The sequence below is a fragment of the Candidatus Thiosymbion oneisti genome (assembly GCF_004359955.1).
Classification (GTDB): domain Bacteria; phylum Pseudomonadota; class Gammaproteobacteria; order Chromatiales; family Chromatiaceae; genus Thiosymbion; species Thiosymbion oneisti.
Map to the genome: position 1 here is coordinate 86,646 of NZ_SMSC01000013.1, position 13,766 is coordinate 100,411.

The window sequence follows — 13,766 nt, forward strand, 5'->3', positions numbered from 1 at the left end:
CTGCCCATACCGGACCCAAGCAGAGGAAACATCAAATATGGGCATCCTCACACGTTGGTTAGGGAAAAGATCCGGGCAATCGGACCGCGAACAAATCCCCGGGTATGAGGAGGACACCATACTGGCCACCGACCTGCGGACGATTCTCCGGGAGGTCAACAGCCCCGGCCAACCGAGTGACATGCCCCGCCGGGTCCGGTTGTGCCGGCAGGCGCTGAACCTGACCGATCGCGGGCCGGCCCCGGATCTGTGGGCGGCGCTGCAGGGCATGCTTGGGAGTAGCCTGGCTCAGAATCCACAAGGCGAGCGGGCCGAGAATATCGAGCAGGCGATTCACCACTTTAATCAGGCCCTCGAGATACGGACCCGCACCCAGTTCCCCGAGCAGTGGGCGGGGATCCAGAATAATCTGGCGAACGCCTACGCGGACCGCATCCAGGGGGTGCGCGCCGAGAATATCGACCGGGCCATCCACCACTACCGGCAGGCCCTCCAGGTCATTACCCGCAGCGCCTTACCCGGACAGTGGGCGATGACCCGCCACAACCTGGCGCACGCCTATGCGAATCGCATCCACGGCGAGCGGGCCGAGAATATGGAGCAGGCGATTCACCATTTTAAGCAAGCCCTCGAGATACGCACCCGCACCGATCTGCCCGAGCAGTGGGCCATGACCCAACACCAGCTGGCGAACGCCTACGCGGACCGTATCCACGGCGAGCGCGCCGAGAATCTCGAGCGGGCGATTCAGCACTTCGAGCAGGCGCTCAAGGTGCGCACCCGCACCGCCTTGCCCAAGGAGTGGGCGACGACCCAGCACGACTTGGCGAGTGCCTATTTGATGCGCATCCGCAGCGAGCGCGCCGAGAATATCGAACGGGCGCTTCACCACTTCGGGCAGGCGCTGGAGGTCCATACCCAGGCCGATTCGCCCCAGGATTGGGCGCTGACCCAACACGATCTGGCGAGCGCCTACCTGCTGCGTATCCGTGGCGAGCGCGCCGAGAATCTCGAGCAGGCCATCCGCCACTTCGGACAGGCGCTTGAAGTCTATACCCGGGCCGATTTGCCCGAGCAGTGGGCGCTGACCCAGCACGATCTGGCGCAGGCCTATGCGGATCGCATCCACGGCCAGCGCGGCGAGAATCTCGAGCGGGCGATTCACCACTTCGGGCAGGCGCTCGAGGTCCATACCCAGGCCGGGTTCCCCGCCGAGCACAGACGAACGCAACGGGATCTCGGCGATCTGTACTTCGGTCAGGGGGACTGGGCGGCGGCGGAGACTGCCTATACCGCGGCGCTCGAGGCGGAGGCGGACCTGCGGTTACAGACCCATCCCGAGACCAGCCACCGCGGTGAGGCGGGCAGCCGCATCCAGGCCTATATCGATGTCGCCTATTGCGCGCTTCGCCTGGGGCGACCGGCGGCGGGCCTGTTGCGCCTGGAGCAGGGCAAGACCCATCTCCTGCGGGAGACCCTGGCCTTGAGCGAGGTCGAGCTGGCAGCGCTGCCCGCGGCCGATCGGCAGGCCATAGAGTCGGCACGGGAGGCCGTGCATGACCTCGAGGCGGAAATGCACCTGGCCCCGGATACCCCCGCCCGCCGTAGCGACCGCGAGCTGGCGGAGGCCCTACCCCAGGCGCGGGCCGAGCTCGACTACCTGATCGAGACCATCCACGCCGCGCGGCCCGAATTCATACCGACCGGCCTCGATCTGGGCGGGCTGCTGGATCTGATCCCCGCGGGGGGCGCCTTAGTCGTACCGCTCTTTACCTCCCGAGGTAGCGCAGTGTTCGTGGTCCCCCAGGGGACAGCGACGGTGACTCAGGGGCACCTCGTCGAGTTGGAAGGCTTCACCGCTGCCGATTTGCACACCTTGCTGCAAGGGCCACCGGACGAGCCGCAACCGGCCGGTTGGCTCGGCGCCTACAATAAGTACCGCATCTCCCCGGATAGTCCCTCGGTCAGACAAGCGTGGCTCGACCGGATCGAGACGGTGGGACGGGAATTGTGGGACGGGGTACTGGGGCCGGTCCATGAGCGGCTGCAACGCCAGGGCCTCCAGCAAGGTGCCCCCATTCTCTTTATGCCCCAGGGTGGTCTGGGCCTGCTGCCGGTGCATGCCGCCTGGCGCATCCTCGATGGGCACAGGCGCTACTTTCTCGACGATTGGGCCATCCACTACCTGCCCAGCGGCTATGCCTTATCCGTCGGTCGCCGGCGCCTGCAGGAAGCAAGGCGCCAAGGCCAGAGGCTGCTCGCCGTCGTCAACCCGACCCAGGACCTCCGGTTCGCCCCGGCCGAAGGCAAGGCAATAACGGCGCGCTTTTCCGACTTCCAGCGGTTGGAAGGGGATGCAGCCACGGTCGAGGCCGTCATGCAGGCCACACCCGGCTGCCACTACCTCCACCTTGCCTGCCACGGGTCCTACGATTGGTGGGACCCGATGCAGTCCGGTCTGACATTGGCCGCGGGACAAAGATTCACCCTCTCCAAGCTCATCGCCGAGCTGGATCTCAGTGCCTCCCGGCTGGTTACCCTCTCCGGGTGTGAGACCGGTGTTACCAACATCCGCCGTTCCCCCGACGAGTATTTGGGTCTGCCGGCCGGCCTCCTGCAGGCCGGAGCACCGGCGGTGATCGGCACCCTGTGGCCCGTCGCTGACCTGTCGACCGGTCTGTTGCTGGAGCGCTTCTACCAAAACCTGCTCGGCCACGACGGCAACCAGCCGCTGCCGGCGGCCTCGGCACTGCGCGCGGCGCAGCGTTGGCTGCGTGACGTCCCGGCCGCAGCCTTGCGCGAGAAAGGCGGCGCTGCGGCGGTTGCCCTCGCACCAGCGCAGGCAAGCGATACCCCCTTCTCACATCCCTACTACTGGGCCACCTTCACTTTCTCCGGGGCCTGAGGACCGACGCATGCTCAGAGTAAGCATTGACTGGTCGGCCCCGGCACAGGTATGAGGGCATCGATGAAGACCTTCTGTACCGCAGGCCCCGTAAGACCGGACGAGCACTATCATATCCCCGCGCTATTGCGGGGTCCGGGATGTGCGGGATTACCGCATCCATAACGGCGACAACCAGATCATCCTCGGCGGCAGCGCCTTCAACATCAAATCCGAATCACTGCGCTTAGGGGACTTCAGCCGCGAGGATGTTGCCCTTCTCTACGCCCAACACACCGAAGCGACCGGGCAGAGGTTCGAAGACGGGGTGATCGATTATGTCTTCGAGCAGACCGGCGGTCAGCCCTGGCTGGTCAATGCCCTCGGCTACGAGGCCTGCTTCAGGGCCAAAGCGGCACGCGACCGTACCCGCCCGATCGGTCTGACACTCCTGGCCGATGCCCGAGAACGGCTCATCGAGCGGCGGGATACCCATCTCGATCAGTCGTTTTTCCTCAATCCGATCCGACGGCCGGATCCTCCACCCCCGCCATGGATTCGATGAGTGCCAACAGGGGCACCCGCAGCGTGAGCGGCAGACCCTCCCAGGCGGCCAACAGGCGGTTCATCTGTCTCACGGCATAGTCACCATGCGGCTCCAGGACATAGCCTTCCTTACCGGTCGCCAACCACTCCATGCTGACCCCCAGGGCGCGCGCCAAGGCCGCCAGCGTACTCGGCTTTGCCCCCTTGGTTTCGCCGGACTCGATCTTGTTGATCGCGCCCGGCGTTACACCGACCCGCTCTGCGAGCTCGGTCTGTCTCAACTTTACCCGTCCCCTTGCATTAGCAACCCGATCGCCGAATGTGTTCATACTCAAAAACTACTTGAGCAATCGGTCCGTATGCTATATTCACTATGAATATATTCATATTTCGAGGGTAGTAGGCATGACCAAGGCGGAGGCGATTCAGCGCTTCGGGAGCAGGAAGGCATTGGCGGAGGCGGAGGCGCCGGATCTGCGGATTAAAAAGACGTCTTCGCAGGCAACACCAAATAACGCCGAACAGTGCCGGGATCGAACAAGATCAATCCTGAATTATTCGGCGTTGTCGGGAGGGAAAAGATCCCTCCTGCGTCGGAACAGGGTTTAACGGGTTGCGTTCGACGCACCAAGGCGCGCTGATCGTCTGCCAAGTCAGTGCCGGCGTCTTAACGCAACCTACACCCACATGACCCCCCGCGCGGCCTGCCCGCGCGGACCTCGCATTGAGTGTAGGTTGGGTTAGGCGCGCTGTCCGATCCCGAAGCACAGCGATGGAGCCGAACGCGCCGTAACCCAACACGCCGGACTGAAATGGCGGATGAAGCGTATTACGTTTTTAAGTATAATTTTATCAATAATACCTTAAATAAGCAATCATGCCTTTTAAAGGGGATAAATTTTTTTGGGAGGGGACGGAAAAAACACCCGTGGGAACATACCCTTGACCTGATAAACTAGATTCGGTTAACCATCCTCAGCTAACCATCCGGGGCGCAGAAATGGTTCGACTGATCCAGGGCGTGCCGGCACGCCTCGCTGCGGTGCGGGAGCGAATCCGTGTCGCCGAAGACCGCCTCGGGCGCAAGCCGGGTAGCGTGGCCTTGCTTGCCGTGAGTAAAAAGCAGGAGGTGGCGAAGATCCGCGCCGCCTTCACCGCCGGCCAGACGGCCTTCGGCGAGAGTTACGCCCAGGAAGCGGCCGAAAAGATGGATGCGCTTGAGACCCTGGGGGTCCAATGGCACTTCATCGGCCGCATCCAGGGCAATAAAACGCGCCAAATCGCCGAGCGTTTTGACTGGGTGCACAGCCTGTGCAACCTCAAGCATGCCCGACGCCTAAGCGAGCAACGCCCGGCACACCTACCCCCCCTGACAGCCTGTGTTCAGGTCAACCTTGACCTGGAGCCCGGCAAGGCCGGACTGCCCCCGGCCCAGGTTGCCGATTTCATCACGGCCTGCGCGGGGCTGCCGCGACTGAAACTGGCTGGACTCATGACCCTGCCCGCGCCCGTGGAGGACGAGGAGGCCCGCCGCCGCCCCTTTCGAGCATTGCGTCTGCTGCGGGACCGTATCGCGACGCCCGCGCTGCCGCTCCCGGTGCTCTCAATGGGCATGTCCGCCGATCTGGAGGCGGCGATCGCCGAAGGGGCGACCATGGTGCGGGTGGGAACTGCCGTCTTCGGACCACGCGAGGCTGGGTAAGGCGGCATCGGTCAGGACAAGCCCGCGTAGGTCGGGTAAGGCGCGCCTGCCGGGAAGTTATATTGGCCGCGGTGATTGGCGCGCCGTCACCCGACACCAGGTGGCCCAGCGAGGTAGATTGTGGTGAGCCCGTAGGGCGGGTCAGGTGCGTGCGCCCGCGCTTGCCGCAGCGGCGGGCGCGCCGTCACCCGCCGGATGGCAGCCTGTAGGTCGAGTCAGACCAGGGCGACGGCGGTAGCTGGCATACGGCGGATGGCGCAAGCTTATCCGCCCTACGCGGGCTCAATCCACACCCCCGAGGTGGCGCACCAGTGCCCGCAATGCCTGGCCGCGGTGGCTGAGCCGATTCTTGGTAGTGGCAGGCAGCTCCGCCGCGCTGCAATCCTCCCCCGGAACATAGAACAGGGGGTCATAGCCGAAGCCGTTTGCGCCCCGAGGGGCGGGCAGGATACGCCCCTCCCACGTACCCTGACAGATCAGGGGGGTGGGGTCTTCACCGTGACGCAGGTAGACCATCAGGCATTGGAAGCGGGCGCTACGCGCCTCCTGGGGGACATCCTGCAGCACCTCGAGGAGCCGTTCCAGATTCGCTTGGTCGGATGCGCCCACACCGGCGAAGCGTGCGGAGTAGATGCCCGGCGCTCTGTTCAGGGCGTCGACTTCGATCCCCGAGTCGTCGGCGATCGCCGCCAAGCCGCTGTGGCGGGCCGCGCTGCGGGCCTTGAGGAGCGCATTCTCGACAAAGGTCAGGCCGGTCTCCTCCACCTCCGGCACACCGAATTCGCGCTGGGGCACCACCTGAATCCGAGTTGCCTTAAGCAGCGCGTTGATCTCCCGGACCTTACCGGGGTTGTTGCTGGCAAGGACGATGGGGCCGTCCCGGTGTGCTCCGCTCATGGCTCCACCCTTCCACTGCGCGCCGGTGGGAGTATCGATTCAGCCAGGGGTTCGGCCAGGGCCGTGCGCTGGGCCGCCAGGAGCTCCCGCATGCCGGTTTGCGCATAATCCAGCATCGTCTCCAGTTCGACGCGGGAGAAGGGCTTGCCCTCCGCCGTGCCCTGAATCTCCACCCAGCGCCCATGCTCGTCCATGACCAGATTCATATCCGTCTCGGCACTGCTGTCCTCCGCATAGTCCAGGTCGAGCACCGGCTCCCCCTGGTAAATGCCGACGGAGACGGCGGCGATCTGGGCGATCAGCGGATCGCCGTCCAGGACCCCCTGCTCCAGCAGACCATGTACCGCGTCGTGGAGGGCGATCCAGGCGCCGCTGATGGCGGCGGTGCGGGTCCCCCCGTCGGCCTGTATGACATCGCAATCCAGGGTGATGGTGCGTTCCCCTAAGACCTGGAGGTCCACCGCGGCCCGCATGGAACGGCCGATCAGGCGTTGGATCTCCAAGGTCCTGCCGCCCTGCCTCCCGCGGGCGGCCTCCCGCGCGGTGCGCTCGCCGGTGGCGCGCGGGAACATGCCGTATTCGGCGGTGATCCAGCCGCTGCCGCGGCCCTTCAAAAAGCCGGGTACCCGTTCCTCCACACTGGCCGTGCACAGCACCCGGGTAGCGCCGAATTCCGCCAGGACGGAACCCTCGGCGTAACGGGTGAAACCGCGGGTGAAGGCAAGGGGGCGCAGTTGGTCCGCGCGGCGCAGAGACGGTCGCATCGAGCACTCGCTGTAGGATTTTCGTAACGGGGGCCACCATCTTCTGCGCCCCAACGCGCCTCGTCAAATCCGTTGCGTCTCACCCTGGTACGCCGTTTCTGCATACTTTGCATATATCCCGTAGGGTGGGCTGTGCCCACCATCCAAGCACAGTATTGGTGGGCACAGCCTACCCTACGGGTTTGAGAATGAAAAATAAGGTGAAGCCTTGTACTAGTACAGAGTTTCAGCATATCCTGCATTTTCAACAAGCGGTCCGCACAGCGGACTCTACCCTAACTGTAGGGTCCGCTGTGCGGACCTTCTAAATGTCAACACGCCCTGGCAGGATCCCATGCAAACCACCAAGACAAGCGGGCACGGTGCGATTAACATGCCCGGTCTGGCGAAGCGGTTACGGGCGCGGATCCTCCAGGCCAGCCCCAGCGAGATCTATGGTGATCCAAGCGTATACCCGTAGACTGAGGATTACTGGGGCAACGTGAATATGGAGGAGAACCATGAGCCTACACACCCTATTCGTCTCGACCCTGCCGCTGGTCGGCATAGGAATGCTATGGTCCCTGGGGTCAGGTCCGAAGGCCCAGGCGATTGCCGCCGAGCAGGGCCGACAGGTCGATGAGAGACCCGCCGAGAACGAGCCTTGGCAACGGCCCGCCAAGGAGGAGATCAAGCGTCGGCTCACGCCGCTGCAGTACACTGTGACCCAGGAGGCAGGCACCGAGCCGCCCTTCCGTAACCCATACTGGGACAACCAGCAGGATGGTATCTATGTGGACATCGTCTCCGGCGAACCCCTGTTCAGCTCGCGGGAGAAATTCGAGTCCGGTACCGGCTGGCCCAGCTTTCATTCGCCCCTGAATTCGGACTTGATCGTCGAGTGGGAAGATCGCAAGCTGGGAATGATGCGCACGGAGGTCCGTTCCCGCCACGGGGATTCCCACTTGGGACATGTCTTCGAAGATGGCCCCACACCGACCGGCCTGCGCTACTGTATCAATTCGGCCGCCCTGCGCTTTATCCCCGTCGCGGACCTGGAGCAGGAGGGCTACGGTGACTATCTCGTCCTGTTCGAGGACGAATAGCATTCGATCCCAAACCTTGAGGATGCAGCCGCCACGACACCGTACCCCAAACCCATAGGCGAACCAACCAGACGCAGCCCCCGATGACCGACCAACCCGCAAGACACCACCCGACGGATATCGGCCTCCACCGCAAATCCCGGCTCCTGTCCATCGCCTTCGATGACGGTGTGGCCTTCGAGCTACCCTACGAGTATCTCCGGGTCTTCTCCAAGGCAGCCGAGGTGCGGACCCTGGACCGACCGGTAACCGGCAAGGAAGCGGTGGATATCGAGCAGATCGAGCCCCAGGGGCAATATGGGGTCCGGATCCTCTTCGACGACGGTCACGACACCGGTATCTATGCCTGGGACACCCTCTACGCCTTAGGTGCGAATCACGAACGGAACTGGGCAGCCTATCTAAAGGAGCTGGAGCAGATCGGATACCAGCGGCAGGAACCGCGGCAGGAAGCAAAGCGGGTCAAGCTCCTTTACTTCAACTGGTTGGCCCAAAAGCTGCGCAAACAGACCGAGGAGCTCGTGGCTCCGCCGAGCGTGGTGGACCTAGACACCCTCCTGGTTTGGCTCGGCCGCCGCAAGCTAGGGGCGGCCCCCCTATTCGACCGGGAACGGGTCCGAGTTACCCTGAACAAACAGTTCGCCGAGGGCTTCTCCCGGCTTCATGACGGGGACGAGGTAGGAATAATACCCACCTCGCCAACTGCTCCGGCTACCCCGGATCTGGTGTAAAGATCATCATTTTTTCGCTCACTCTCCATCATATCTGTGGCAGAAACGACGATGGCTTTCCTGTCTCTCGTATAAACGAAAAACACACTGAGTAAGCGATCTCCACCCAAAGGCCGTCTCCGACCACCAGATGGGCCTGGTCTTCGAGGAGCCGATCCTGCATTTCGCTGAGAGCGCCAACGACACGGCAGGTGAGTACTTCACCCCGCGGAACCTGGTCAGGCTGACCACCACCTTGGTCTTCCCCGCCGATCAGGAGGTTCTGAAAGGCCAGGTCGCTGCTCCCTAAGCGCCACGGATCGGCGCAGCTTTGTGGCAGAACCTTTTTTCAACTTGCTTAACAAATTGATTTATTTAAAAAAAAGAGAGGGAAGAAAAATAGCGTCAGTCGATTGATGTTATTTTATTTGCTTACAGCTAAACTGGGGCATGGGGAGTGCAAGGACGGGTAATCCATGCTAAATATATCGCAAACAGAGGTCGAATCACGGCTGAGCTTCGATAATCCCTGGTGGAACGGTGAACAGGCAACGCCATTTACCAACCTGCCGCCCCGCGACTATCTTCCCTCTTTCTACAATCTGCTAACGGATCTGAGTGTAAAGCGGGCCGTGATCCTGCTCGGACCCCGCCGGGTAGGGAAAACGGTGATGGTTCACCACGCCATCGAACGGCTGTTGAAAGCAGGGGTGGAGCCGAGTCAGGTGATGTACCTGGCGCTCGACACGCCGGTTTATACCGGCCTTTCGCTGGAATGGCTTACCAACCTGATGGCCGAGATAAACAGGCTGGAACCCGGCACCACCCGTTATATCTTCTTCGACGAAATCCAATACCTGAAGGAGTGGGAGCGCCATCTCAAATCGTTGGTTGATTCTTACCCCAACTATCGATTCATCGCCACCGGTTCCGCCGCCGCGCTACGGCTGAAGAGCCAGGAGTCGGGGGCGGGCCGTTTTACCGATTTCATGTTGCCTCCGCTCACTTTCGGTGAATATATCCACTTCATCGGCAAGGAGGGATTGGTCGAGGCGGATCCCGACTCCGAAAGGGGCTTCCGTGCCGTCTCCGGGGAGGCGATGGACGCAATCAACCGGGAGTTCATCAACTATCTCAATTATGGCGGCTACCCCGAGGCGGTTTTCAGCGAACGGGTGCAGGAAGATCCGTCACGCTTCATCAAGAGCGACGTCATCGACAAGGTGCTGCTGCGCGATCTGCCCAGCCTCTACGGTATCAGCGATATCCAGGAGCTCAACAGCCTGTTTGCCACCCTGGCCTACAACACCGCCCAGGAAGTGGAGATCGGCAAGCTCTCACAGAACTCCGGTGTGGTTGCCAACACGCTGGGCCGCTACCTCGAATACCTGGAAGCCGCCTTTCTGATCAAGCGCATCCGCCGGGTGGATGAGTCGGCAAAGCAATTCAAGCGCGCGCGGGGATTCAAGGTCTACCTCACCAACCCCTCCATGCGGGCCGCCCTCTACGGCCCGGTCAGCACCGACCACGAGGCCGTGGGCGCCCTGGCCGAAACCGCCATCTACGCCCAATGGATACATGCCACCGCCTTTATCGAGCACCTCTATTTCGCCCGCTGGAAGAAGGGACTGGAGGTAGACCTGGTGGGCCTCGATCCGGGGCAACGCAAGGCCGACTGGGTGGTGGAGGTGAAGTGGAGCGACCGCTTCTTCGAGCGCCCGGTGGATCTCAAAGGGGTATTGGCCTTTGCCGCCGCCAATCGGCTAAGCCACCCGCCGCTCATCACTACTCGGACACGGCAAGGTAGCAAGCGCGTCGACGGCATCGAACTCCAGTTCGTACCCACCAGCCTGCATTGCTACTCCATTGGCCGCAATGTACTGCGGCGGATGCATTGAGCCGCGTAGGGCGGATAAGCTTGCGCCATCCGCCGGACGCCAGTCCCCTCCGGCGGGTGGCGCCGTCCCTGGCTTACCCGCTCTACTTCAGCCAGGCCCCATAATTACCGCCCATGTCGCGCGTGGTTTTTCTCGTTCCCACGCGCTGCGTGGGAACCTGGTTGCTCCGCGCTGCGGAGAGAATATGGATTCCGGACTGCTTTGGAGTGCGCCGGCAAAGCGGCGCGGCTGCATCGAACCTCAGCGACGGGGATACCAGCGGCATTGGCCGGGAATCCGGGCCCTTCGGTTCCACCCGCGCTGCGGCGACGGCGCTTTCCCCTGGCCGCATCACCTTTGTTGGGGACGGATGCCTGGTCCAATCCAAAGCGGCGGCAGGATGGTGCCGCTTGGCCGATCCCCGGCTTATGCCTCGCGCTGTCGGTTCCGGTAAGCAGCGGGGTGAAGTGGCCGCCGCACTCCAAAACGTCCGGGGGAACCCTTCTATGATCGTTGGCAGTCTGGAATCCATAAAAAGCCTTTCCCTATATTAGTCAGCGCAGCTTTCTCCTGGCCCCACCGGGTACAGAATTTAGACAGCCTCTCAGCCATCGACCCCAGCCGCAAGCAGATCGAGCATTTGCTCCGCTGCCTGCTGCTCGGCACGCCGCCGGCTGGTGCCTTCTCCCTGCGTCTTTTCAGCGCCATCGGCCAGGGTACAACGCACTTTGAAACACTGGATGTGATCGCTGCCGGTGATTTGCAGCACTTGGTACTCGGGCAGGGGTCGCTTGAGCGCCTGCAACAACTCCTGGAGACGGCTCTTCGGATCCTTCGAGGTACCTGCGACCTGTACGCGAGCGAGGGGCGTTGCGAACACCGAGAGAATCACCTCGCGTGCCGTCGCGAAGCCTGCATCCAGATAGACCGCGGCAAAGATCGCCTCGAGGGTATCGGCGAGGATCGACTCCCGGGCATGACCACCGGAGCGCAGCTCCCCTGCCCCCAACCGCAGGTAAGCACCGAGGTCCAGGCCACGCGCCAGCGCCGCGAGCGATTCCCGTTTGACCAGGGAGGCCCGCAACCGGCTCAACCTGCCCTCATCCGCATCCGGAAAGCGCTCCCACAGGGCCTCGGCGATCACAAATCCGAGCAGGGCATCGCCCAGAAACTCCAACCGCTCGTTGTTCTCTCCGGAGGCACTGCGATGGGTCAAGGCCCGCATGAGCAATCCGTGCTCGCGGAATTCATAACCGAGCCCAGGTACCAGCTGCTCGGGGTCCTCTCTCACGAGTACACCTAGATACAAAATCCGGAAACGATATTCATTGACGACTTCAACGTGACCACGGCAAAGCCTTTGGCGGCGTTAGGTACAAACGACGAATCACGCGAATCTGCGCGAATGGGATTGTTTGCGCCCACAGGAATAAATGAATTACTCGATGAGATTGCCGAGACGACCCCAATCCACCGGAAACCCGTCGCGTTGGGTGTCCCAATTCATCCAGATCGCAATGGCCTTGCCCACCAGGTTCTCTTCCGGAACGAAACCCCAGCAGCGGCTATCGTTGCTGTTGTCCCGATTGTCGCCCATCACGAAGTAGCTGCCCTTCGGTACCTTGAGTCGCCTCCCGACCGCCAGCTCGGAGTACGGAGTGCACTTATAATCCGGCACGCTCGGATCGACCAGGATCCGGTGCTCGCGGCCGGTGAGGTCTTCGAGACGCAGATCCGTATCGGTCATGTTTGCCCCCGAGCCGACGCCCAGGTAGACTCCGGCGGGCGTTTGGGAAGCAGGCTCGCCGTTTACATACAGGGTCTTATCGTGATATCGAATCTCATCCCCAGGCACGCCGACGATGCGCTTGATGTAGTCGACAGAGGGCTCTTGGGGAAAGCGGAAGACCGCCACGTCCCCCCGCTCGGGATCACCGATTTGCAAGAACTTGCGGTTCAGAACCGGCCACCGCAGCCCGTAGGCGAACTTGTTCACCAGGATGAAATCACCCACCAGCAGGGTCGGCATCATCGAGCCCGACGGGATGCGGAACGGCTCGACGAGGAAGGAACGCAGCAACAACACGATGAGGAGTACCGGAAAGAAGGAGCGCGCATACTCGACGATGACCGGCTCTTTGTAACCGGTCGCCGGCACATCGGCCTCGACAGGCGCGGCACCATCCGTATCCGGCGCCAACGCCCGCTTGCGCCGCGGCGCGAACAGCGCCGCATCCGCAAGCCAGACACCTCCGGTGATCAGACAGGCCAACACCAAAAAAGTGGGGAAATCGAAGTTCATAGCCTTGGCCTCCGTGGCTTAAACGACTCCGCGAACTCATTGAACCTTGGGCAGGGCCAGAAAGTCTTTCACGGGCGGCTCCCAACTGAATCGTGCATCATAATCCCGACAACCGGATACCGATTCCGATGCGTTTTCAAGGTAGACTTTCTTTGCCTCAGACGGTGGATAAGTCAAGTATTGGGAACACCTTGCACTCTGTCCCGTACCGATGACCAGTTTGGCACCCGCTTTCAGATTGCAGTGCGTCAGCTTATCTAATGGCGACCTCTCATAACAGATCGCGTAATCGGAACGATACTTGCTGATCTTCCCGTCCGGGCGATCGAATGCCCACCATTTGCCTAAGCGACCCTTTAGGTCCGTGCTGTTCCAGGCCCGATAGAGTGTAATCTCAACGTCCTCCTTGCTTTTGTAGACCTTACCCTGACATAACCCGCCCTGCTTCGGCGCACCGAGCGCAGCACTCAGCAGTGCCTTATCCTCAACGGGTTCAAACGAAGCAGCGAGCTTGGCCGGCAATTCCGGATTACCGGGGCATTCGCCTGGAGGTTGCTCGACCAACAGATCAGTCATCGTCGTACAACCACACAGAGAGATGAGGGGAAGGGTGATGAGAAGATGTTTCATGATGATTCTCCTTTATTCAACTAGGTCTCAGCGCACGATATAGTGATCGCACCAGGTCACCGTTCAGGGGTCATCTCCTACGCTCGGGTACTTACAAGGGGTGCCCCTACGGGTGCCGGCAAAATGCCGGCGCTCCAAACGTTCAGCCGCAAACGAACGCGAATAAACGCAAATCAGAATGAATATAATTAATCATTTGCGTCCATTTGCGTTGATTCGCGGCAAAAATAGATACGAAGTCGGTTATCAGCGATGGCGCAGAACCCATCCCCGGTTCCGCGCCCGCGTCGAGTGCGATCCCGATCATACTATATAGATTAGGATATCGCAGTCACAGGTCGCAGACAGCGATTAGGAAGCGGTTGTGGA

At 61.8% G+C, this 13,766-nt stretch carries 13 protein-coding genes and 1 pseudogene; 8 read left to right on the top strand and 6 right to left on the bottom strand.

All coding sequences use genetic code 11. From position 1 onward, the window contains the following. Positions 1 to 37 precede the first annotated feature (37 nt). Positions 38 to 2,905, top strand: a complete 2,868-nt coding sequence (locus tag E1958_RS09250) for a CHAT domain-containing tetratricopeptide repeat protein (RefSeq protein ID WP_133511627.1) — start codon at positions 38 to 40, stop codon at positions 2,903 to 2,905. Between the two features lie 142 nt (positions 2,906 to 3,047). Next, positions 3,048 to 3,449, top strand: coding sequence for a hypothetical protein (locus tag E1958_RS09255; RefSeq protein WP_133511628.1), 402 nt, complete (start codon positions 3,048 to 3,050; stop codon positions 3,447 to 3,449). Here the strand turns inward: E1958_RS09255 and E1958_RS09260 are convergent. Then, positions 3,400 to 3,759 carry a helix-turn-helix domain-containing protein gene (locus tag E1958_RS09260; RefSeq protein WP_089724019.1) on the bottom strand — a complete coding sequence of 120 codons (360 nt, stop codon included), beginning with the start codon at positions 3,757 to 3,759 and terminating at the stop codon, positions 3,400 to 3,402. The genes E1958_RS09255 and E1958_RS09260 overlap by 50 nt on opposite strands. Positions 3,760 to 4,430: 671 nt before the next feature. Here E1958_RS09260 and E1958_RS09265 point away from each other — a divergent pair. Then, positions 4,431 to 5,132 (top strand): YggS family pyridoxal phosphate-dependent enzyme, encoded by a 702-nt coding sequence (locus tag E1958_RS09265; protein WP_133511629.1) that lies wholly within the window; start codon positions 4,431 to 4,433, stop codon positions 5,130 to 5,132. 282 nt (positions 5,133 to 5,414) lie between these two features. On the opposite strand, the gene rdgB is transcribed toward E1958_RS09265, so the two are convergent. Then, positions 5,415 to 6,029 (bottom strand): RdgB/HAM1 family non-canonical purine NTP pyrophosphatase, encoded by a 615-nt coding sequence (gene rdgB / locus E1958_RS09270; protein WP_133511630.1) that lies wholly within the window; start codon positions 6,027 to 6,029, stop codon positions 5,415 to 5,417. Beyond that, positions 6,026 to 6,793, bottom strand: coding sequence for a ribonuclease PH (gene rph, locus E1958_RS09275; protein WP_133511631.1), 768 nt, complete (start codon positions 6,791 to 6,793; stop codon positions 6,026 to 6,028). Before rph ends, rdgB begins: the two co-directional genes overlap by 4 nt. 328 nt (positions 6,794 to 7,121) lie before the next feature. Between rph and E1958_RS21255 the strand changes: the two are divergent. The 5 genes and pseudogenes from E1958_RS21255 to E1958_RS09300 form a co-directional block, all read left to right on the top strand. Further along, a pseudogene (locus E1958_RS21255) lies at positions 7,122 to 7,250 on the top strand (SDR family NAD-dependent epimerase/dehydratase); the annotation flags it as partial. Positions 7,251 to 7,293: 43 nt separating this feature from the next. Then, complete coding sequence (msrB, locus tag E1958_RS09285) at positions 7,294 to 7,878, top strand: peptide-methionine (R)-S-oxide reductase MsrB (RefSeq protein ID WP_165741908.1); 585 nt, start codon at positions 7,294 to 7,296, stop codon at positions 7,876 to 7,878. A gap of 83 nt (positions 7,879 to 7,961) precedes the next feature. Continuing rightward, positions 7,962 to 8,609, top strand: a complete 648-nt coding sequence (locus E1958_RS09290; protein ID WP_133511632.1) for a gamma-butyrobetaine hydroxylase-like domain-containing protein — start codon at positions 7,962 to 7,964, stop codon at positions 8,607 to 8,609. A 130-nt stretch (positions 8,610 to 8,739) separates the two neighbouring features. After that, positions 8,740 to 8,898, top strand: a complete 159-nt coding sequence (locus E1958_RS09295; protein WP_133511633.1) for an N-6 DNA methylase — start codon at positions 8,740 to 8,742, stop codon at positions 8,896 to 8,898. Between the two features lie 166 nt (positions 8,899 to 9,064). Then, positions 9,065 to 10,486: an ATP-binding protein gene (locus E1958_RS09300; protein WP_133511634.1), complete on the top strand. Its 1,422-nt coding sequence runs from the start codon at positions 9,065 to 9,067 to the stop codon at positions 10,484 to 10,486. A 583-nt stretch (positions 10,487 to 11,069) separates the two neighbouring features. On the opposite strand, the gene rnc is transcribed toward E1958_RS09300, so the two are convergent. The 3 genes from rnc to E1958_RS09315 form a co-directional block, all read right to left on the bottom strand. Then, positions 11,070 to 11,756 carry a ribonuclease III gene (rnc, locus tag E1958_RS09305; RefSeq protein WP_133511635.1) on the bottom strand — a complete coding sequence of 229 codons (687 nt, stop codon included), beginning with the start codon at positions 11,754 to 11,756 and terminating at the stop codon, positions 11,070 to 11,072. Positions 11,757 to 11,903: 147 nt separating this feature from the next. Continuing rightward, positions 11,904 to 12,767 (bottom strand): signal peptidase I, encoded by an 864-nt coding sequence (gene lepB / locus E1958_RS09310; RefSeq protein WP_133511636.1) that lies wholly within the window; start codon positions 12,765 to 12,767, stop codon positions 11,904 to 11,906. A 36-nt stretch (positions 12,768 to 12,803) separates the two neighbouring features. Then, on the bottom strand, positions 12,804 to 13,397 hold the full coding sequence (locus tag E1958_RS09315; RefSeq protein WP_133511637.1) for a hypothetical protein: 594 nt from the start codon (positions 13,395 to 13,397) through the stop codon (positions 12,804 to 12,806). Positions 13,398 to 13,766 lie beyond the last annotated feature (369 nt).